Source organism: Bifidobacterium angulatum DSM 20098 = JCM 7096 (assembly GCF_001025155.1).
Taxonomy (GTDB): domain Bacteria; phylum Actinomycetota; class Actinomycetes; order Actinomycetales; family Bifidobacteriaceae; genus Bifidobacterium; species Bifidobacterium angulatum.
This window is the reverse complement of record NZ_AP012322.1, coordinates 783,693-805,120: the sequence shown is the minus strand read 5'-3', so window position 1 is coordinate 805,120 and position 21,428 is coordinate 783,693. Positions and strand designations below refer to the sequence as shown.

The following is a 21,428-nucleotide window of genomic DNA, read 5'->3' as shown; positions in this document are numbered from 1 at the left end:
CGACACCGAAGCCTCCATCGCAGCCGTTCCCGTGCACAAGTCGATTCATGCACCGGCGACCGGCCGCCTGATTCTGCAACCGGATCAGGTATCGATCTTGGAACGGTCGAAGTCGTCGGCGTTTTCCACGATGAACGCCTTGCGCGGCGGAACATCGTCGCCCATGAGCAGACTGAAGATCTCGCTGGCCTGCTCGGCATCCTCCATGCGGATACGACGGAGCATGCGCGTGCGCGGATCCATGGTGGTATCCGCCAATTGGTCGGCGTCCATCTCGCCCAGGCCCTTGTACCGCTGGATATCGTCGTTATACCCGATATGTTTGCGATCGAGTTCGGCCAGCTTGCCGGCAAGCTCATCATCGGAATACGTGTAGATGAACTCGCCCTTATGCGAACCGGTCAACGCGATGCGATGCAGCGGCGGCACTGCGGCATACACATACCCGTTCTCGATCAGCGGTCGCATGTACCGATAGAACAGCGTAAGCAGCAGAATACGGATATGGGCGCCATCCACATCGGCATCGGTCATCATGATGACCTTGTGGTAGCGCGACTGTTCGATATCGAAGCTTTGCCCCGAACCGGCGCCCACCACCTGAATGATGGCCGCGCATTCCTTATTCGACAGCATCTGCGTGATCGAGGCCTTCTGCACATTCAGAATCTTGCCTCGAATCGGCAAAAGCGCCTGGAATCCCGCATTGCGGGCGGCTTTGGCGGTGCCAAGCGCGGAATCGCCCTCCACGATGAACAGTTCGGCCACATCATCATTGCCCGGCTGGCAGTCGGAAAGCTTGGCCGGCATGGACGCCGATTCCAATGCGTTCTTGCGACGTGTGACCTCTTTGGCCTTACGGGACTGCACGCGGGCATGCATTTCGCCGACGATCTTCTCCAGCACACGGTTGGATTGCTCCTTATACCCGCGCTTGGATCCGGTGATCATCTCGCCGAACTGCTTATCGCTCATGCGCGTGACAATCGGCTTGACCTGCGCGGTGCCGAGCACATCCTTCGTCTGCCCCTGGAACTGCGGTTCCGCAATACGCACGGTGACCACGGCCACCAGACCGGCCATGATGTCGTCGCGCTCAACCTTCATATTGGAATCCTTGAGATTCACCTTGAGCTTGCGTGCGTTCGCTTCGACCGCCTTGCGGATCTGCCTGGTAACGGAGTTCATCAGACCGTCCACATGCGTGCCGCCGCCCGGAGTCTCGATGATGTTGACGAAGCTGCGCATCACCGTGTCGTAGCCATTCACCCATCGCAGTGCGATATCCACACCGCAGGTACGCGTGATCTTCTCCGCATGCAGTTCGCCGTTCGCGCCGACCGCCTGGGTCTCCTCCTCGTAGGTGCCTTCACCCTGAATACGCCAGATGTCGCTGACAGGCTCGCCTTTGGACAGATAATCGACGAAATCCTTGACACCGCCATTGTGGAGGAACTCGGCCACACGCGGGTGATCGACCTGTGTGCCGAACGCGCCGTCTGCAATGGTTTCGGCCTCGTTCAAGGCAAGATCCTCATCGCCCTGAGTCTGCGCGGAATCGGATTCGCCGACGGCCGAAGCGGCATCGGCCGTCACGGTCTCGCCGGCGCCGGCTCCTTCCGGCACCGAAGTCATCTCATGATCCGGTTCGCCGGGAGCCGGCTCCTGCGCAATATTCTCATCGATAACGGTGATCTTCAGCCCCGGCACCAGAAAACTGGTCTGGCGGACACGGTCGACAAGCTGCTCATACGAAAATTCGGCGGTTTTGTTGAAAATTTCAGGATCCGCCCAGTACCGGATGCGTGTGCCGGTTCTCTTCGGCGGCACCTTGCCGATAATATCCAGCTCGGTGGGCTTGTTCTTGCGTGTGCGCTTGAACGGGGCATCCGGCGAAGGGTGTTCCGGGTCGGCATCGGTATAGACGCCGGGATGACCCTGATGGAACGCCATATGATAGGTTTTGCCATCACGGTCGACCTCTATGTCGAGTCGGGAGCTCAAAGCATTGACCACCGACGAACCGACGCCATGCAGACCACCGACCGCATTATATGAGGAATTGCCGAATTTTGCACCGGCATGCAGCTTGGTCAGTACGACCTCGACACCGGAAAGCTTCGTCTTCGGTTCCTTGTCGACGGGGATGCCTCGACCGTTGTCGGCCACGGTGATGGAGCCGTCCGTATGCAATGTGACGACGATGGCATTGCAGAATCCTGCCAACGCCTCATCCACGGCATTGTCGATGATCTCCCACAGGCAATGCATAAGCCCCTGGGAATCCGTGGTACCGATGTACATGCCCGGACGCTTGCGTACCGCGTCGAGCCCTTCGAGAACGGTAAGATCCTTTGCGCCGTAATCCTCTTTAGCCATGTGCCTCTTCCACTAGTTGTCAATCCATACCACGACAAAAAGCTTCCCCAAGGCTGAAGCCTCGGGGAAGCGGCATCGTCACTGATCGAGGAAGTCGCGCAGCGTCTGCGAACGAGACGGGTGGCGCAGCTTCGACATGGTCTTCGACTCGATCTGACGGATACGTTCACGGGTCACACCGTATACGCGACCGATATCGTCCAGCGTCTTCGGCTGGCCGTCCTCCAGACCGTAACGCATCTTGATCACACCGGACTCGCGGGGAGACAGCGTCTCAAGCACCTGCTTGAACTGATCCTGCAGCAGCGAGAAGGCCACGGCGTCGGACGGCGCGATGGCGTCGGTGTCTTCGATCAGATCGCCGAATTCGGAATCGCCGTCCTCGCCAAGCGGGGTGTGCAGCGAAATCGGCTCACGACCGTACTTCTGCACCTCCTGCACCTTCTCGACCGGCATATCCAGCTCACGCGCCAGCTCATCAGGCGTGGGTTCGCGGCCAAGATCCTGCAGCATCTGACGCTGCACACGCGACAGCTTGTTGATGACCTCGACCATGTGCACAGGCACACGAATGGTGCGAGCCTGATCGGCCATGGCTCGGGTGATAGCCTGACGGATCCACCATGTGGCATAGGTGGAGAACTTGAAGCCCTTCTTCCAGTCGAACTTCTCGACGGCGCGAATCAGGCCCAGGTTGCCTTCCTGGATCAGATCGAGGAACAGCATGCCACGGCCGGTGTAGCGCTTGGCCAGCGACACCACCAGTCGAAGATTGGCCTCCAGCAGGTGGTCCTTGGCCTTCTTGCCATCGTTGGCCGCCCACTTGAGCTCGCGCTTACGCTTGAAGTCCATCGTGTCGCCTTCGGTATCCAGCAGATGCTGGGCGTACAGGCCGGCCTCGATGCGCTCGGATAGGTCGACTTCCTGTTCGGCGTTCAGCAGGCTGACACGGCCGATCTGCTTGAGGTAATCCTTCACCGGGTCGGCGGTGGCACCGGCGGTGACGACGCGGCGCTTCGGGTTGCCGATCTTGCCGCGGCGACGGCGAGGCTTCACGTCCTCGTCATCGTCATCATCATCGCTGACGACGAACGCGCCCTTCTGCTTGCTGATGTCCGGGGCATCGGACTTATCGTCCTCCTCCTCATCGTCGTCGTCATCATCGTCGTCGTAGTCATCATCGTCATCGTCCGACTCGCCGTTGATGCCGTCGAGATCGTCCACATCATCGACGTCAAGGTCCTCGTCCTTGGCATCGTCCAGATCGGCGTCCTCATCGAACTCGTCGACTTCGTCAAGATCCTCCTCGGACCTCTTCTTGGTCTTGGAGTTCTTCGTGCTCTTGGTGGCAGCGGACTTCTTCCTGACACTGCCCGTTCCTTCGCCAGACTTGGCGGTCTTCTTAGCCGTGGTCTTCTTAGCCGCGGCAGTCTTGCGCGTGGCACTGGCTTTTTTGGCGGAAACGGCCTTGGCCTCGTCCTGTACCTGTTCGGTGTTCTCAGCGGCCGTTGTGCTCTTGGTAGCCAAACTATCCCTCCTCGCGGAATACCCGCCCCGCCTCGTATACCATATAGACACACTTCTGGCAAGGGCAAATCGTCAACTATGTGAGTAAACCACCTGATAGGGACGATTATTCCCGAACACGCGCAAGAAACCGCGATTTCAGACGAATCCGCAGCTGCGTAATCCCATCATCCACCACAGCAAGCCGGGTACAGCCCATTGCTCACCGACTTCAGAACAATCGCGGCAAGCGAGCATTCCTCGTCTATGGCAAGGCAGCTGAGCGCATAATCCTCCGCTCTGCTATCCCCAGTCCACCACAATATATATGAGATGATCGCCAGTGGCTGAACCTTCATGGGCTCGGGCATCACCTTGGCCATGGCGGCGAGCATAAGCACCGCGGTGCGGCATCGGTCGCGGTCGGGGCCGTCGCGATCGTCGAACTCGGCGGACAGCGCCTTATGCACGGCCATCACCACATGCCCGGCATGGGGCGTTCGGACAATATCCATCAGCATCTGCGGGTCACGCATGGTGGAGTCGCCGACAACCGAAAGAATCAACGCATCACGCATCGCAAGGACCTCGTTGATGCCGACCGCCAACGGAAGCATCACCTCGTCAAGGTCGATCATGCCCTGGTCGAGCCTGCACAGCCATACCTGCAGCGGTTCCCTCATCCAATCGCCGTCCGCACGGCTCGGCCCATACTGGCGACGTCCCTGCTGCAATCGCTTACGCATCTCATCGGCCACATGCTCGCAGACGGGTTCCAAGGCGTCGAAGAATTCCTCGCAGGCAGCCCTGTCCGCCGATGGCACACTGCCCTCGCCTTCGCCATGCCGGCAACGATTTTCCACGTTGCGCTCCTCGAGCACACGTCCTGCACTATCCGCATCACCGTGCCCGTCTGCGCGATCATTCGTTTGTCCAGCTGCCGATTCCATACGGTTCGTTGTCATGTCATCCTCCTCGATGCCGTTGCCGCCGCCGTCTTCCATAGCGGCGTGCATACAGTATGGCCCGCCCGCGCATGGAGCGCACGCCGGACAGGAGGCTGTGGTCGACACGCCATGAGCCATTGGAAATACGGGAAATACGGTGAAGGATGCCATTCGTAGTGCGATGAGGATACCGTAGATGGCATGTGCAAAACTGACGCCGATCGTTCGAACATCGAATCCCGCATCGTCTCCCTGGTGGACAAATGGTCCGCCATGCCCATGGAAGCCGAGATGCCCGAGGCCTGCCGCCATGTCGTGGATGCTGTCTCACGGCAGGCGACATCCAGCAGCGAAGGTGGCAAAAGACTGCGCGCGCTGCTGATGCTCGCCGCCTACGATGCGTTCGACGGCCATGCCGATACGCGCAACGCCATGCTCGACGTCGCCTGCGCGCTTGAGGTGTTCCAGACCGCCGCCCTGGTGCATGACGACATCATCGACGATTCCGACCTGCGCCGTGGCAAGCCGAGTGCTCACCGCGCGTTGGAGACCGATACGGGAAGCCCTGCCATCGGCCGTGGACTTGGGCTTATGCTCGGCGATCTGTTGGCCACAGTGTGCATCGACATCGTCAACGAGGCCGCTGCCCTGCTCCCCCATGCCACGGCATTGACGTCGGCGTTTCTGAATATGCAGCGCGAAGTCGAAATCGGTCAGATTCTCGATCTGGCCGTGGAACAGGCACCATTGCAGGACGCCGAAGCGCTGGCGAACGCCTCGCTGAATGTGTTCCGCTGGAAAACCGCCAGCTACACCACCATCGCACCCATCGAGCTGGCGCTGTTGGGCAGCGGCGCCGCCCCCGGGCAGGCTCGCGAGCGCGCGCTGGCCATCGGCAAACCGCTCGGCCTTGCGTTCCAGCTTGAAGACGATCTTATCGATGTGATTGGTTCAAGCCGTGCCACCGGCAAGCCGGTGGGCGGCGATATTCGTGAAGGCAAACGCACCGTGCTGCTGGCCGATGCCATTGCGCATGCCGACTGCGCGGCGCGGGACGAGCTGATCGCCATGTTCGAGGCCTCGTCGCGCAGCGAATCGGATGTGAGCCGCGCCATCGGTCTGTTCCAGTCCACCGGTGCCGTCGAACGTTCCCGCCAACGCATCGGGGCCCTATGGGATGAGTCGGTACAGGCCATTCGCGAGTGCAAACTGGAGCAAAACCACGAGACGGCTCTTCTCGAAACGTGCGCGCGCTTCGTCCCGGACATCGCCAAAAGCTAGAATGTCTGTCAGAATTGACGTACGGACTCTTCTCATATCAAGGATTTGACGATAAGACATGAGCGAAGATGCATCACCCCAAGGCCAGCTGATCGACGGCCGCTACCATGTTGTGCGCGAAATCGCACAGGGAGGCATGGCGACGGTATACGAGGCGATCGACGAACGACTGAACCGCACGGTTGCGCTGAAAGTGATGCATACGCAGTTGGCGCAGGGCGCGCATCGCGAACAGTTCATCGAACGGTTCCGCAGGGAGGCGCAGTCGGCGGCGCAGATCGCCAATCCTCATATCGTGCAGGTGTATGACACCGGCGAATTCAATGGTCTTGCCTATCTGGTGATGGAATACGTGCATGGCGTGAATCTGCGCTATGAAATGAATCAGCAGGGGACCTTCACCGTGCGCGAGACGCTGCGCATCATCGGCGAGACCCTCGAGGGGCTTGCCGCGGCGCATCAGGTCCATGTGGTGCATCGCGACATCAAACCCGAGAACATCATGCTGAACAATCGCGGCCGTGTGCAGATCACCGATTTCGGTCTGGCCAAAGTGGCGTCGGCGGCCACGCTCTCGTCCACCGGTATGCTGCTGGGCACCGCCACCTATCTGCCTCCGGAGACCATCGAGCACAATGAGGCGACGCCTCAGGGCGACCTGTATGCCGTGGGGATCATGGCATGGGAGATGCTGACCGGCTCGGTGCCGTTCATTTCCGACAATCCGGTGACGCTGGTGTTCAAGCATGTGCATGAGGATGTGCCGTCCGTGGCGTTACAATGCCCCGACATCGATCCGGCGGTCGCCCGGTTCATCGGGCATCTCACCCAGCGATCCGTGCAGGCCCGCCCGGCGGATGCGGGTGCTGCGCTGCTCGAGCTCAAACAGTTGTGTACTTCGCTTGAGCCGAACGCATGGATGTATCGCAAGCCCTCTTCGACCACCGATACGGCACAGACCGGCACGACACCCATGCCCGCTCCACCGGCACCTCCCGTACAGGCGCGATCCGAGGAATCCGTGCCTGACGCGACGACCGCACCGATGCGTCCGAACGCCACCACGCCCATTAGCGAGGGGTCCACGCAGGTGCTGAACGCACCGGATCGAAGCGATGGCACGGCAACTGCCACAACCGCCATGCCCGCCAACGGCAACGGCGCATCGAAGGGAACCCCCGCCGCTTCCTCGAAGCGCGGGAGGAAAGCGCTGATCATCGCCGTCATCTCACTGGTCGTAGCCGTATCGTGCGCGGGCGGCGCATGGTGGTATTTCCTGGGGCCGGGAAGCTACTGGAAGATCCCCAAGCCGGCCGATGTGACCTGCAATGCGGACTCGGCATGCTCCTTGGAAGGCGCCTCCTGGAAGCAGTATGAGCGCGTGTTGAAGAATGCCGGCATCCCCTACAGCGCCACCAAGGACTACAGCGATACCGTCGATGAGGGGCATGTGATTTCGGCCACGGTGGCAGGCTCTCCCGTCGCGGTCGACAGCCATGTGAGCATGCGACAGCAGCAGAAGGTGAATGTCGTGGTTTCCAAAGGCATGCGCATGTCGACGATTCCCGACGATATTCTCGATACCGCCAGCGCCAACGGCAAAAGCCCGCTGGAAGCGCTGAAACATGCCGGATTCACCAATATCAAACATGACACCGGCAAAGACGAGTATTCACTGACCGCCCCCGAAGGCACGGCATTGTCCATCACCCCGGAGCCAGGCACCACGCTCAAGCACAACGCAAAGGTTACCGTCTCGTTGAGCAAGGGGCCCATGCCGGTGACCATGCCGGATATTGCAGGCCGCGCGAAGGACGAAGCGTCGCGGGCACTTGACGATCTGAAATTGAAGGCGACATTCACCGAGGAATTCAGCGATACCGTTGCCGCCGGCGAAGTAATCTCGACATCCGTGCCCAAGGACACGCAACTGCACTGGGGCGATGCCGTGGAGGTCACGGTCTCCAAGGGCCCGGAAACCGTGACACTGCCGAATGTGGTTGGCAAAACGTACGATGAGGCCAGCGCAATGCTGAAGGCGCTTGGCTTGGATGTGAAGAAATCAGCGCCGTTGGGCGATCTGACGCATGTCGTTCGTCTGCAAAGCCCCAGTGCAGGCGATCAGGTGCGCGTGCGCGACAGCGACGGCAACAAAACCGTGGTGACGCTGACCGTCGTCTGATGCGACGGCTTTTGCAACGTCTCATATATAGTCAAGGGGATACGAGCCTTTCTTCGCTCGTATCCCCTTGGCTCAACCGGCAGTTTCAGCCCCGCGCCATGGCCGCGGAATTATTCCTGCGGCTGCTGGCTCTCGGCTTTAGCGGCCTCTTCCTTCAACCGCGCCTTGACCTTCTGCGCGTATTCGGGAACATATTCCTGTCCGCTCATCTTCCGAATCGCCTCGCTGACGGCATCGGTCAACGAACGCAGATCATCATGCGTGATCTCATCGGCGGATTTTTTCTCCACCGTAATCGGCTTGCCATACAGCACCTGGGTCTTGCCCTTCTTCGGAATGACCGTACCCACAGGCTGCAGCTTGTCCGAGCCGATAATCGCCACGGGAATAATCGGGCAACCGGTTTCCAACGCCAGTCGCGCGGCACCGGTGTGCCCCTTGTACAAGCGTCCGTCAGGGCTGCGCGTGCCCTCGATATGGATACCGAACAGATGCCCGTCTTCGATGATCTCCCGCGCATGCTCCAACGCGCCCAGCGATTTGTTGCCACCGGAACGGTCCACGGGAAACACGCCTACCGAAGTGAACCACCACTTCTTGAACTTGCCCTTGAGCCCCTTGCCCTCAAAGTATTCGGCCTTACCCATAAAATGCACCATACGCGGGCACGTGATCGGAATCAGCGCGTCGTCGATGACGGCCAGATGATTCGCCGCGATAATCGCTCCGCCTTCACGAGGGACGTTCTCCAAACCGGTAACGGCCGGGCCAAGGCGATGCCGGGCGATGAAACCGAATCCGTTCACAAAAAACCAATACAGCACTTGGCGTTCCTTCCATTCGATGCTCACCGTGGTTTACAGTGGTACATATGACTGACCTTAACAATACCAATGCGGGTGACGAGCGGCCACAACACACGCCGGATGGCGAGAACCAGCCGAACGATCTGGACGCCGCTTGGGCGGCATTCGAAGCCGAACATCAGGATGATCTGAACGATGTGGCCGAATCCCGTAACGCGAAGCGTTTCGAAAAGCATGCGCAGCGCAAGGAGAAGGAGGCGCTGCTGAGCGTCGACGATCTGACCGCGGATTCGTTCGCAAAGACCGGCGCCTCTCACGGCCCGCGCGACTTCACCGGTTCCAGCTGGCTGGACGCCGATGACGTAATGGATCGGTATGGTGACGATTTCGTGCCGCCGAATCCGAAGATCGGTCGAGTGCGTTTCTCAAAACTTGTGTTCTGGATTCTGCTGGTCGCCGGCATTCTTGGCGCCATCGCCTCCGTGTTCCTTCCCGCATATACCGGTGTTCTGGGCGTCATCGCCGGCATTTGCGTAATCGTGGGTAGTGCGGGACTGCTTGCACAGCATAAGGGCTTTTCCCAGACGAGAACCGATTATTTCGATGACGGTGCGCGCGTATAACGTCGGCCGCTCCTCCGTCCACTTCCATGGCGGCATACAGAGCAGCACCTGAATTGCACCGGAACGAATGATGGGGTTGCCTCCAGGCGGAGACAACCCCATCATTGTTATTGGTCATCCGCGGTTTGTCGCACCATACCGCATGCTTACGCGATACCGGCGTGGCGGATGCGGCGCTCAGCCCTTAACCGACTGCGCCGTTGCGATCCACTTGTTCAGCAGCGCCTCGGCCTTGCCCGAATCCACGGACTCCTCGGCAATGGCGTAAGCCGCCTTGAACCGTTCAGCAAGCGTGCCATCAGCGGGCACCTGATGACCGTCCGCCACAATGGCGGATGCGGCATTGAGCAATGCCGTGGAACGGAACGGAACGTCCTTGCCTGCAAGAAGATCGCGCATGGCCTGGGCGTTGACCGCCGGCTTGCCGCCCTTCAGATCCTCTATGGTGATCTTGGCAAGGCCGAGTTCCACAGTCGGATCGAATTCGGTTTCGCTGACCTTGCCGTTTCCAAACTCCCATACGGAGATCGGCCCGGTCGGTGCCATCTCGTCCAATCCTTCGCTGGAGGTGTAGACCATGCCAGTCTGCCCGTTCGCCGCGTAGACTGCGGCCATGATGGGGCTCATGGCACGATTGGCGCAACCGATGGCCATATGCTTCGGATTGGCCGGATTGGTGAGCGGACCGAGCACGTTGAACACGCAAGGCACACCCAATGCCGCGCGAATCGGTCCGACGAAGCGCATGGCGGGGTGGAACACACGCGCGAAGGCGAAGGCGATGCCGCATTCGTTGCCGACCCGAGCCACCTGTTCCGCGGTGAGATCAAGTGGCAGACCAAGCTCCTCGAAGCAGTCGGCGGTGCCGCATTCGGAGGACGCGGCACGATTGCCATGCTTAACCACCTTGACGCCGGTCGCCGCGGCAATCACCGCTCCCATGGATGACAGATTCACCGTGGAGGCGCCGTCGCCACCAGTGCCCACGATATCGGTGGTCTCCCCTTCGATATTCAGCGGCACCGCATGCGAGACCATGGCCTTGGCCGCGCCACGCACTTCGTCGGCGGTCAATCCCAACTGCTGCTGGGTGGCAAGCACCGCGCCCACGGCAGCCGGATTGGCGTTACCGCTCATGAGGTCATCGACGAACCACTCGGATTCCTCCGCGCTCAGGTGGTCCCCTCCGACCAGCTTGGCGAGAATCGACTTCCATGTGATTTCGGCCATAATGCCCTCCTTGGCGCTCCAATACGCCTGTTGTATGATTTGTCGCCTAATTGTAACGATTCGGTATTTCCGCGCCGATGAACGTCCGCATCACGAACACCGCCCCTGCCGGTAATGTCATGACAATCCATGGCAATCCATCAGGAAGACGGTTTCGTCGATATTACAGTGGCAATCACTACCATCAATCGATTCGAAAGGGCCATGCCATGAACAATGTACTGTGCTTCGGTGATTCCAATACGTTCGGTACCAACCCGGCGAAACCTGGAACAAGGCACCCCTTCAACATACGCTGAACGGGACGTTTAGCCAAGCTTCTAGGACCGGAAGGGCGCGTAATCGAGGAGGGCATGGGTGGACGCACCTCAAGTATTCGACAACCCTTTGAAGCCGCACCGTTCCGGGTTGGAGGCGCTTCCGATCATATTGCAATCACACTGCCGTTCGCCACACAGCTCGGCACTGCCTATCGTGATTCGCTTGTGCTGTCACTGGTTTCTGGCGGCAATTCCGTCGATGTCATCGAACAGTGGGCATCCATGTTGCCGGAATGTGCGCGCTCCCAGGGGTTCACTGTGGCATAGAGCATGCACAGTCGAATTGAGGGCTGCACCCATTTCAATGGGTGCAGCCCTCAACGCAATCGACAGGTTATCGGAATCGGCCCGATAGCTTGATCACTGCTCGTTCTGGCCGTGGCACATCTTGTACTTGCGACCGGAACCGCAGGGGCACGGAGCGTTCTTGCCGGTGCCGGGGAACGTACGGCCGTCGGCCCACGGGGTCTTCAGCTCTTCGCTCTTCGGCTGCTTGCTGGCTGGAACCTTGCCTTCGGCGTGGCTGACGGGGGCCGGACCGACGATGACCGGATTGCCGTCCTCGTCGCGGGTGACCTCGTCGCCGTCCTCGTCGGGGCCTTCCGCCTCGGTATCGGCAGAAGCGGATGACGCGATGCCGAGCTCGGCCTGGGTGGCGTTCACGGCCGCATCCTCATCGGCTTCGGATTCAAGATCCTCGGTTTCGGCGACCTGCTGGATATCCACATGGAAGAGCAGCTGCACGGTCTCCTCCTTGATCGCCTCGATCATGGAGTTGTACATCTGGTAGCCTTCGCGCTGGTATTCGACCAGCGGATCGCGCTGACCCATGCCGCGCAGACCGATGCCGTCCTTGAGGTAGTCCATCTCGTACAGGTGTTCACGCCACTTGCGGTCGAGCACGGCAAGCACCACACGGCGTTCAAGCTGGCGCAGACCTTCGCCGCCCAGCTTGTCTTCGAAGCCGGAATACGCTGCGTCGGCGTCGGCGACGATCACGTCGCGCACCGCTTCGGCGGCCTTCTCGCCCTTCTTGCCTTCGGCGGCCTTCTTGGCCTCCTCGACGCTCACGTCGATCGGAATCACGCTGTTCAATGCCTTGAACAGACCTTCCCAATCCCACTCGGCAGGCTTGTCGGAACTGTTGTTCGCACCCTTGACGTAGCTCATCACGGTGTCGGAGATGAAGCGCAGGATGTCGTCGTGGATGTCTTCGCCCTTGAGCACCGCCTGACGCTCGGCGTAGATGACGGTACGCTGCTTGTTCATCACATCGTCGTACTTCAACACGTTCTTACGAATCTCGAAGTTCTGCGATTCGCGGGCCTTTTGCGCGGTACGCACGCCCTTCGACACACTCTTGGCCGCAATCGGCTCGCCCTCGGGCAGACCCTTGGCCATGACGCGGGCGACCAGCTGCGTATTGAACAGACGCATCAGATCGTCTTCGAGAGACAGGTAGAAGCGGGATTCGCCCGGATCGCCCTGGCGACCGGAACGACCACGCAGCTGGTTGTCGATACGACGGGATTCGTGGCGTTCGGTGCCGAGCACGTACAGACCGCCCAGATCGACGACCTCCTGGTGTTCGTCCTTGACCTGCTCCTTGATCTCGGCCAGTACGCCCGGCCAACGCTTCTCGTACTCGTCGGGGGTGTCCTCCGGGGAGTAGCCGTCAGCCTTGAGTTTGGCATCCGCGAGGAATTCGACGTTGCCGCCGAGCATGATATCGGTACCACGGCCTGCCATGTTGGTGGCCACGGTGACGGCGCCCTTGCGGCCGGCGACTGCCACGACGGCGGCTTCCCTGTCATGCTGCTTCGCGTTGAGCACCTGATGCGGAATCTTGGCCACATCAAGCAGCGTGGACACGACTTCGGAGCTTTCGACGCTTGCGGTACCCAGCAGCACCGGCTGGCCTGCGGCATGGCGCTTGGCCACGTCCTTGACGATGGCGGCAAGCTTTTCCTTCTTGGTGCGGAAGATGAGATCCTCCTGGTCGATGCGCTGCATCGGCTTGTTGGTGGGGATCGGCAGCACGCCCAGCTTATAGGTGCTCATGAACTCGGCGGCCTCGGTCTCTGCGGTACCGGTCATGCCTGCGAGCTTGTCGTACATACGGAAGTAGTTCTGCAGGGTGATGGTGGCGAAGGTCTGGTTCTCGGCCTTGACCTCCACGCCTTCCTTGGCTTCGATGGCCTGGTGCAGACCCTCGTTGTAGCGGCGGCCCGGCAGCACGCGGCCGGTGTGCTCGTCGACGATAAGCACCTCACCATGGGTGACAACGTAGTCACGGTCACGCAGGAAGAGCTCCTTGGCCTTGATGGCGTTGTTCAGATAGCCGATCAGGGCGGTGTTGTTCGGCTCGTACAGGTTGTCGATGCCCAGGAAGTCCTCGACCTTGGTGATGCCCGGATCGAGAATGCCGACGACCTTCTTCTTCTCGTCGACCTCGTAGTCCTCGTCGCGGGTCAGCTTGACGACCAGCTTGGCGAACTCGCGGTACCAGCGGGTGACGTCGCCCTCGGCCGGCCCGGAGATGATAAGCGGGGTACGCGCCTCATCGATAAGAATGGAATCGACCTCATCGACGATGGCGTAATGATGGCCGCGCTGCACCAGATCGGCCTTCTCCCACGCCATGTTGTCACGCAGATAATCGAAGCCGAACTCGTTGTTGGTGCCGTAGGTGATGTCGGCATTGTACTGCTTGCGACGCTCCGGCGGCTTCTGATTGGTGATGATGCAGCCGACGCTCATGCCCAGGAAACGGTAGATGCGCCCCATGATCTCGCTCTGGTAGCTGGCCAGATAGTCGTTCACGGTGACCACATGCACGCCCTTGCCCTCCAAGGCATTCAGATAGCTCGGCAGGGTGGCGACCAAGGTCTTGCCTTCGCCCGTCTTCATTTCGGCGATGTTCCCCCAGTGCAGGGCCGCGCCGCCCATGAGCTGCACATCGAAATGGCGCTGCCCGAGAACGCGCTTGGAAGCCTCGCGCACCGTTGCGAATGCCTCCGGCATGAGTTCATCCAGGCTCTTGCCATTCTCCAGCTGCTGCTTGAACTTAGCGGTCTGCCCCTTGAGTTCTTCGTCCGAAAGCGCCGAGATCTCATCTTCAAGAGCGTTCACGGCCTTGGCGACACCCTCAAGCTTCTTGATCTGACGGCCTTCGCCCATGCGCAGTGCCTTATCGACAATATCTACCACGTTCTGCTCCTGTGTCGGTCGCGATATTCCATGCCCGTGCGGCATTCTCTGCCATGATGTGCGGGCACACTGCCAGTTATCTTACGCGACATTGCCGATAACAGCGCCATTGCCGCGCCAAATAACAGACAATCAGCCATGAGTTGGGGCCCACACCGTATGCGGACGGCGCGGGCCCCAACTTCATTGACTCATGATTGATGATGAGTGATCGTCAGTTCACATGCTCCGGGGTGTCGATCTCGAACACACCGTAGCTCCAGCCGTGACGATGGTAGACGACGGACGGACGACCGGTCTCCTTGTTCACGAACAGGAAGAAATCATGGCCGATCAGTTCCATCTCGTACAGCGCCTCATCAATGGTCATCGGCTCGGCGATGTGCAGCTTACGGCGAATCACGATCGGGGTATCGCCAACCTGGACTTCGACGGATTCGCCGGGGCCAAGATCGGAAGCGACGGCTGCTGCGGGGCTGTTCTCGACATCCTCGTGGACCTCTTCCTCAGCAGCTGCAGGCTCCGGCTCGATGACACCCAGATCAACCGGGACCGGGTTCTCGTAGCCACGACGATGGTCCTTGCGACGATCGCGGGTACGGCGCAGACGCAGGGTCAGCTTGTCGAGCGCCATGTCAAGTGCGCTGAACTCGTCCGCGGAGGAAGCCTCCGCACGCACCACGGTGCTGCCTGCGATAATGGTGATTTCCACGCGCTTGGCGGTATCGGCCTGGCGCGGGTTGCCTTCATGCGACAGCACAATCTGGGCACGCTGCGCATCGGGGGCGATAGCGGTCACACGATTCATCTTGCTCTCAACGACATCACGGAACCTTTGCTTGATCTGAGTGTGACGTCCGGTAATGACGATTTCCATGTGGACCTCCTAGTAAACTCAAGCGGCATTACCCGCTATTTGCGTTCCAGCCGTGTCTTCACTGACCGGGTACGTTTTATTGTAAACGAGCTTTTGGGAAACGGCGGGAACAAACCGCATAAATGTCTATGAATTTCCTTGGTTTTTTATATTCAAAAATGCTGGTATAGTTGTGTGTTTGAGACCTCTTGATGGCCGCGACCGGGCATGCTTTGCATGCGTGGTTGAGGAACTTCCGGGCTCCATAGAGCACGATGGCGGATAACGTCCGCCCAGGGCGACCTGAGAGATAGCGCAACAGAGAATAGACCGCCTTTCGGCTTCGGCCGGAAGGTAAGGGTGAAACGGCGGCGTAAGAGACCACCGGGTCCCTGGTAACAGTGGACCGCATGGCAAGCCTCATCGGGAGCAAGGCCAAACAGATGGCGGTAAGGGCTGCTCGCTCGTGCCATCGGGTAGGCTGCTAGAGCCCAGCGGCAACGTTGGGTCGAGATGGATGGCCATCCGTGTGCCCAGCACACGACAGAACCCGGGGTATAAGAGGTCTCACTTATTTTGCTTTTATTGATTTCTGTCATGTCAGCGTTGATATTGTCGCAAAGCGCGGCCTGGACTTGGTCAGGCTCACGCCTCGTGCTTCCGCCCGCGCACGACACGCCGCGACACACCGGAGTCAGTCATCTAACAGCTCATGCGCGACACGCCGCAGCGTGTCGGCGTCATGGCCTTTGCGCCCTCCCGCAGACCAGAACCGCCGCAGGCGAACCTGCCTGTCCAGTCCACGCGTCTTCCTGGCCGTAACCCGTCCAAGCTCCCACGCAGCCTCTTCAAAGGCTCCCTGAGCCGCAACCTCGCTGACGACCCTGCGTGCGATAGAATCCGCCACACCTTTGCGTCGCAGTTCCATCGCCGCGCCCCGACTGCCCATCATGCGGTTCACGCAGTACCTGACCACCGAACGGGCATATGCCTCGTCATCAAGCAAGCCCAATTCGATCAGACGCTCGATCACATCGTCGACTGTCCGATCCTCATACCCTTTGTCAAGCAATCTGCGGCGCAGCGTCTGCGTGGAGCGAGCCGATGCATCCAACAGGCGGAACGCCGCCTCGCGGCATGCGTCGAAATTCCGCGGATCGAAATCCTCGTTGTCGGTCGCGTGGCGCACACGACTTGCATGGCCTGCATATTTCACGCCACGGCATGCGGATTGGCCGGCATCGCCGACGGCGGAGGAATCCGGTTTCGTGTACCGTTCCTCCATGCCGTCGGAGATTGGATGCTGCTTCAGGAAATCCTGGGCCGAAATCATCGCCGATCAGGCCTTAGCCGTGGACCTGGTCTTAGCCGATCCGGCTTGCTTCGCTCCGGTGGACTTCGGATCGGCGTTCTTTTCGCTGGCGGACACGGACTCGACGTTCTTGTCGGCTTCGGCCGCGGCCTTGGTCGCATCGTCTTCGGCGAATTGGTCCATCGGGTCGATCAGGCCGAACTCCACCTTGACCTTATTCTCGATTTCCTCGGTGATGGCGGGGTTGTCTTTGAGGAAGTTGCGCACATTCTCACGCCCCTGGCCAAGCTGATCACCCTCATAGGTGAACCAGGAGCCGGACTTCTTCACCACGCCCACCTGAATGGCCATATCCAGTGCGGAGCCCTCGCGGGAGATGCCCTCGCCGTAGAGCATGTCGAATTCGGCGGACTTGAACGGCGGGGCCATCTTGTTCTTCACCACCTTGACGCGGGTACGGTTGCCGACCGCCTCGTCGCCGTTCTTGATGGTCTGGATTCTGCGGATATCAAGACGGACCGAAGAATAGAACTTCAGCGCCTTGCCGCCGGTGGTGGTCTCGGGGCTGCCGAAGAAAACGCCGATCTTTTCACGCAACTGGTTGATGAAAATGGCCGTGGTACCGGCCTGCGCCAACGCACCGGTCATCTTGCGCAATGCCTGGCTCATCAGTCGAGCCTGCAAACCGACATGGCTGTCTCCCATGTCTCCCTCGATCTCCGCCTTCGGAACCAGCGCCGCGACGGAATCGATCACGATGACGTCCAATGCGCCCGAGCGAATGAGCATATCGGCGATCTCCAAAGCCTGCTCGCCGTTATCAGGCTGCGACACGATCAGTGAATCAGTGTCGACGCCGAGCTTACGCGCGTACACCGGGTCGAGCGCATGTTCGGCGTCGATGAATGCCGCCACTCCCCCGGCCTTCTGCGCGTTGGCCACGACGTGCAGCGCCAGCGTGGTCTTACCGGACGATTCCGGTCCGTAGACCTCGACGATGCGCCCCTTGGGCAGACCGCCGATGCCAAGCGCCATATCCAAGGCGAGGGAGCCTGTGGGGATGACCTCCACATTCTGTTCCGGCCTGTCGCCCAATCTCATTGCGGAGCCCTTGCCGAAGCTCTTCTCCACCTGCGCCAATGCAGTGTCAAGAGCGGCCTTGCGCCTTGGATCAAGCTCATGCTTCGCCTGATCGGCGCCGGTGTTCTGTGCCATGGTGTTCTCCTTCAAGAATCAGTTGACGAACATGCCTTCACGGTATAAGCCCGCCGCGCAGCCGGTCAAGATACATCAACCCCTGTGGTCGACACACCCTCGCATCCCATGCGGCTTGGCGAGGCCCCGATAGTGGCAACGTCTTCATGCCGTCATCGCGAGCGCCTGCAGCAGGCGAGCGCGATATTCGCTGTGGATAACTATACCCCATATGCGAACATTTGTTCGAATCATTTCGCCGTCGGCCACGAAACGCCTATCATTCCGCGACCGTTCCGGCGCGTTGCCCGGCAGAGCGCGCCATACGCCAACGAGTGCACGAACCATGCCGCACGTATCCGCCGACAGCCCTACTTCGCCGGCATAGGAGGCGCATTATGATCCCTCCCCCAACGTTTGGAATCCGGAATGTCCATCTGATCGCACAGCACATTCCACACCACACGCGGCTCAAGCCCCGCATGCAACGCCTCGACCACCGTCATGTCGCTCAGTCTCGTCAACTGCTGATCCTGCGCCAACGCCCTGCCATAGCTGCGTCCGAACACCTCTTCGAGCAGCTGCCAAAATTCCCGTTCCTGCATGAGCCCTCAGTGTACGCCGCCGCAGCGATGCGAATGCCTTGCACGCACCGACGCCGGATGATCGACCTGCATCAGCTGCGAAGTTCCATGCAAAAAGGGCCCACAGCATACGGCTGTGAGCCCTTTCCCGCAAGTACAGCGCATATGCGATTGGCTAACACGCTGTGCCGGCGATTACAGCACGTGCTGCAGGAAGTCCTTGAACCTGGGTTCGGTCGGGTTGTCGATGATCTCGGGACCACCCTGTTCCACCACAACGCCGCCGTCCATGAATACGATCTGGTCGGCGACCTCGCGGGCGAAGCCGATCTCGTGCGTGACAACGATCATGGTCATGCCATCACGGGCAAGGCCGAGCATAACGTTCAGCACTTCGCCCACCAATTCGGGGTCGAGTGCCGATGTCGGCTCGTCGAAGAGCATGATCTCCGGCTTCATGGCCAGCGCGCGGGCGATGGCCACACGCTGCTGCTGACCGCCCGACAGCTGTGAGGGATAGTAGTCCAGCCGCTCTCCTAGTCCGACGCGCTCAAGCTCGTGGATGGCGAGTTCCTTGGCCTCCTGCTTGCCCATATGCTGCACATGCACCGGGGCCTCCATCACGTTTTCCAACGCCGTCATGTGCGGGAACAGGTTGAAGCGCTGGAACACCATGCCGAGTTTGGCCCGTTGAGCGGCCACTTCCTTGTCGTTCAGGGTCTGCAGCACACGCTGCCCGTTCTTCTCGACATACTTGTAGCCGATCATCTCGCCGTCGACGTCGATCTCGCCGCCGGTCAGCGTCTCCAACTGGTTGATCAGACGCAGCAGCGTGGACTTGCCCGAACCGGAAGGTCCGAGAATCACGGTGACACTGCCTGGTTCGACGGTCATATCCACGCCTTTAAGCACGTGCAGATCGCCGAACGCCTTATGCACTTGAATGGCCTTCACCGCGGGGACGGCCTTGGGATTGTCTTTCGTTGTATTGCTCATCATCGCTCCCCTCACGCGGTCATTCCCGTGAACACGGCTTCGTTGTGCTTGTTGACATCGTCTTTCGGTTCGCCCGCGGTTTTGCCCGGAAGCGGTGTGCGCTTGCCACGTGCACCGATGGGACGCGCGTCAAAGCCCTTGCCGAAATGCTTTTCCAACCTGGATTGGATCACCATCAGGATGGAGGTGATCACCAAATACCAGATGCACGCCACGATCAGCAGCGGAATCGGCTTGTACAGACGGGTCGAAATGGCGGTGGTGGCGAACTGCAGCTCCAACGTGAACGGCACTGCGTTGACCAGCGACGTGGTCTTCAGCATACCGATGAATTCATTACCGGTCGGCGGAATGATGATGCGCATGGCCTGTGGAAGAATAATGCGGCGCATGATAAGCGTGCGCTTCATGCCAAGAGCCTTTGCAGCCTCCGTCTGGCCCGGGTCGACCGCTTCAAGGCCGGCACGCACGATTTCCGCCAGGTAGGCGGCCTCGTTCAATGCCAGACCCAACCAGGCCGCGTTGAACGCGGTGATGACGGACTGCGAATCGATGCTCCAGAATTCCACGGAGGTGAACGGGATGCCAATGCCGATACGCGGCACCAGAACAGCGAACAGACCCCAGAACACCAACTGCGTATACACTGGGGTTCCACGGAAGAACCAGATGTAGAACCAGCTGACGCCACGCAGCACCGGGTTGATGGATTTGCGCATGATGGCAAGCAGCACGGCCAGGACAATGGCGATGGCCATGGAGATCACCGTGAGCAGCAACGTGTATTTGATGCCTTCAAGCACATTCTCGTTGAACAGGTATTTCCATACGATGTGCCATTCGAAACGCGGGTTGGTAATCAGCCCCTGCACCAGCATCGCAGCGAATAACGCGACGACGATCGCGGCCACGACCGGACCGGTTCTCCGTACCGGCAACGCCTTGATGCGATTGGGAATGTCGAGGTTCTCGCCATCGACCTGCTTGTTCGCCATGCTTCCTGCCTTCCTTGCCCTATATCCGTACCGGATCAGTCGAGATCGGTCGGGTTGACCTCGGCCTTGTCAAGAGCGCCGGACTCGACGCCCCAATGCTTGAGGATCTTCATGTACGTGCCATCGTCCATAAGCTTCTGCACGGCTTTCTGCACGGCGGCGTCCATCTTGGTGTTGCCCTTCTGGATGGCGATGCCCTCCTTGACGACACCGACATCCTTGCCGAGCGCCTCAAGGCCGTCGGTCTGGGCGATCGCGTAGCCGGCCACGGGCGAATCGGCATAGAACGTATCGGCCTTGCCGGTAGCCACTGCCGTAGCGGCCTCGGCCTGGCGCTTGTAGGAAACGACCTCGGCGTTCTTCTTGCCATCGGCCTTGCACTGCTTGGCGATCTTGTTCGCCTCGTCCTCCTGCACGGTGCCGGTCTGCACGGCGATCTTATTGCCGCACAGGTCGGAGGAATCGATCTTCTTCGGATTGCCCTTCTGCACGGTCCACGTGGAGCCGGCGCGGTAGTAGCTCACGAAATCGACGGAATCCATACGCTCTTTGGTGATGGTCATGGCGGTGATGCCCAGATCGTACTTGGTGCCGACGGACGGAACGATGGTGTCGAACATGGAGGACACGATCTTGGTCTTCAAGCCCAGGACCTTGCCGATGGCTTTGGAAAGATCGACATCGTAGCCGGTCGGCGTCTTGCCGTCCTCGGCGAGGAATTCGGCCGGGGCATACGACAGTTCCATGCCCACGGAAAGCTCGCCGCTCTTGACGGTGTTGCCCTCGACGAGCTTGGCCAGTTCGTCGTCCTTTGCGATGGAGCTCACATCGTAACCGGTGGTGGCGGTCTTGGAATCGCCGGACCCGGAATCCGCGGTATCGGTGGTGCCGCAGGCCGCCACGGAAACCATCATGGCCGCGCTCAGCATGGCGGCGGTCAGCGCCTTCAACCTATTCATTGTCATTATGCCTGTCTTTCTCTGGTGTTCTCTTCTGCGCATTACACA

At 60.0% G+C, this 21,428-nt stretch carries 17 protein-coding genes and 1 other RNA gene; 5 read left to right on the top strand and 13 right to left on the bottom strand.

The window, feature by feature from the left end; translation table 11 throughout:
- Positions 1-84: 84 nt before the first annotated feature.
- From BBAG_RS03240 to BBAG_RS03230, 3 genes are all read right to left on the bottom strand, one after another.
- Entirely contained in the window at positions 85-2,379 is a 2,295-nt protein-coding gene (locus BBAG_RS03240) for a DNA gyrase/topoisomerase IV subunit B (RefSeq protein ID WP_003826044.1), read from the bottom strand.
- A 78-nt stretch (positions 2,380-2,457) separates the two neighbouring features.
- A complete protein-coding gene (locus BBAG_RS03235; protein ID WP_003826043.1) occupies positions 2,458-3,906 on the bottom strand; it encodes an RNA polymerase sigma factor in 1,449 nt (482 codons plus the stop codon).
- A gap of 167 nt (positions 3,907-4,073) precedes the next feature.
- Positions 4,074-4,889: a DUF4192 family protein gene (locus BBAG_RS03230; RefSeq protein ID WP_050754769.1), complete on the bottom strand. Its 816-nt coding sequence runs from the start codon at positions 4,887-4,889 to the stop codon at positions 4,074-4,076.
- Between the two features lie 144 nt (positions 4,890-5,033).
- Here BBAG_RS03230 and BBAG_RS03225 point away from each other — a divergent pair, with 144 nt between their 5' ends.
- Positions 5,034-6,113: a polyprenyl synthetase family protein gene (locus tag BBAG_RS03225; RefSeq protein ID WP_003826039.1), complete on the top strand. Its 1,080-nt coding sequence runs from the start codon at positions 5,034-5,036 to the stop codon at positions 6,111-6,113.
- 58 nt (positions 6,114-6,171) lie between these two features.
- The gene (locus BBAG_RS03220) at positions 6,172-8,295 is read left to right on the top strand and encodes a protein kinase domain-containing protein (RefSeq protein WP_003826037.1); all 2,124 of its coding nucleotides are present in this window, start codon (positions 6,172-6,174) and stop codon (positions 8,293-8,295) included.
- A 110-nt stretch (positions 8,296-8,405) separates the two neighbouring features.
- On the opposite strand, the gene BBAG_RS03215 is transcribed toward BBAG_RS03220, so the two are convergent.
- A complete protein-coding gene (locus BBAG_RS03215) occupies positions 8,406-9,119 on the bottom strand; it encodes a lysophospholipid acyltransferase family protein (protein ID WP_033508205.1) in 714 nt (237 codons plus the stop codon).
- A gap of 47 nt (positions 9,120-9,166) precedes the next feature.
- Between BBAG_RS03215 and BBAG_RS03210 the strand changes: the two genes are divergently transcribed.
- Entirely contained in the window at positions 9,167-9,724 is a 558-nt protein-coding gene (locus tag BBAG_RS03210) for a hypothetical protein (RefSeq protein WP_003826031.1), read from the top strand.
- Between the two features lie 177 nt (positions 9,725-9,901).
- On the opposite strand, the gene trpD is transcribed toward BBAG_RS03210, so the two are convergent.
- Complete coding sequence (gene trpD, locus BBAG_RS03205; RefSeq protein ID WP_003826030.1) at positions 9,902-10,954, bottom strand: anthranilate phosphoribosyltransferase; 1,053 nt, start codon at positions 10,952-10,954, stop codon at positions 9,902-9,904.
- A 353-nt stretch (positions 10,955-11,307) separates the two neighbouring features.
- Between trpD and BBAG_RS08710 the strand changes: the two genes are divergently transcribed.
- Positions 11,308-11,541 (top strand): hypothetical protein, encoded by a 234-nt coding sequence (locus BBAG_RS08710; protein ID WP_003826026.1) that lies wholly within the window; start codon positions 11,308-11,310, stop codon positions 11,539-11,541.
- Between the two features lie 93 nt (positions 11,542-11,634).
- Here BBAG_RS08710 and secA read toward each other — a convergent pair whose 3' ends face one another.
- Both secA and hpf read right to left on the bottom strand, forming a co-directional pair.
- The gene (gene secA, locus BBAG_RS03195) at positions 11,635-14,484 is read right to left on the bottom strand and encodes a preprotein translocase subunit SecA (protein ID WP_033508207.1); all 2,850 of its coding nucleotides are present in this window, start codon (positions 14,482-14,484) and stop codon (positions 11,635-11,637) included.
- A 214-nt stretch (positions 14,485-14,698) separates the two neighbouring features.
- Positions 14,699-15,361: a ribosome hibernation-promoting factor, HPF/YfiA family gene (gene hpf, locus BBAG_RS03190; protein WP_003826022.1), complete on the bottom strand. Its 663-nt coding sequence runs from the start codon at positions 15,359-15,361 to the stop codon at positions 14,699-14,701.
- Positions 15,362-15,540: 179 nt separating this feature from the next.
- On the opposite strand from hpf, the gene rnpB reads away from it, so the two are divergent.
- Positions 15,541-15,914, top strand: an RNA gene (rnpB, locus tag BBAG_RS08190) — RNase P RNA component class A.
- Between the two features lie 120 nt (positions 15,915-16,034).
- Here the strand turns inward: rnpB and BBAG_RS03185 are convergent.
- From BBAG_RS03185 to BBAG_RS03160, 6 genes are all read right to left on the bottom strand, one after another.
- Positions 16,035-16,673 (bottom strand): regulatory protein RecX, encoded by a 639-nt coding sequence (locus BBAG_RS03185; RefSeq protein ID WP_003826019.1) that lies wholly within the window; start codon positions 16,671-16,673, stop codon positions 16,035-16,037.
- A 6-nt stretch (positions 16,674-16,679) separates the two neighbouring features.
- Positions 16,680-17,867 carry a recombinase RecA gene (recA, locus tag BBAG_RS03180; RefSeq protein ID WP_003826016.1) on the bottom strand — a complete coding sequence of 396 codons (1,188 nt, stop codon included), beginning with the start codon at positions 17,865-17,867 and terminating at the stop codon, positions 16,680-16,682.
- A gap of 350 nt (positions 17,868-18,217) precedes the next feature.
- Positions 18,218-18,451 (bottom strand): DUF3046 domain-containing protein, encoded by a 234-nt coding sequence (locus BBAG_RS03175; RefSeq protein ID WP_003826012.1) that lies wholly within the window; start codon positions 18,449-18,451, stop codon positions 18,218-18,220.
- Between the two features lie 174 nt (positions 18,452-18,625).
- Positions 18,626-19,426 (bottom strand): amino acid ABC transporter ATP-binding protein, encoded by an 801-nt coding sequence (locus tag BBAG_RS03170; protein ID WP_033508345.1) that lies wholly within the window; start codon positions 19,424-19,426, stop codon positions 18,626-18,628.
- Between the two features lie 11 nt (positions 19,427-19,437).
- The gene (locus tag BBAG_RS03165; protein WP_003826010.1) at positions 19,438-20,421 is read right to left on the bottom strand and encodes an amino acid ABC transporter permease; all 984 of its coding nucleotides are present in this window, start codon (positions 20,419-20,421) and stop codon (positions 19,438-19,440) included.
- Between the two features lie 35 nt (positions 20,422-20,456).
- Positions 20,457-21,386, bottom strand: coding sequence for an ABC transporter substrate-binding protein (locus tag BBAG_RS03160; RefSeq protein ID WP_003826007.1), 930 nt, complete (start codon positions 21,384-21,386; stop codon positions 20,457-20,459).
- Positions 21,387-21,428: the final 42 nt, after the last annotated feature.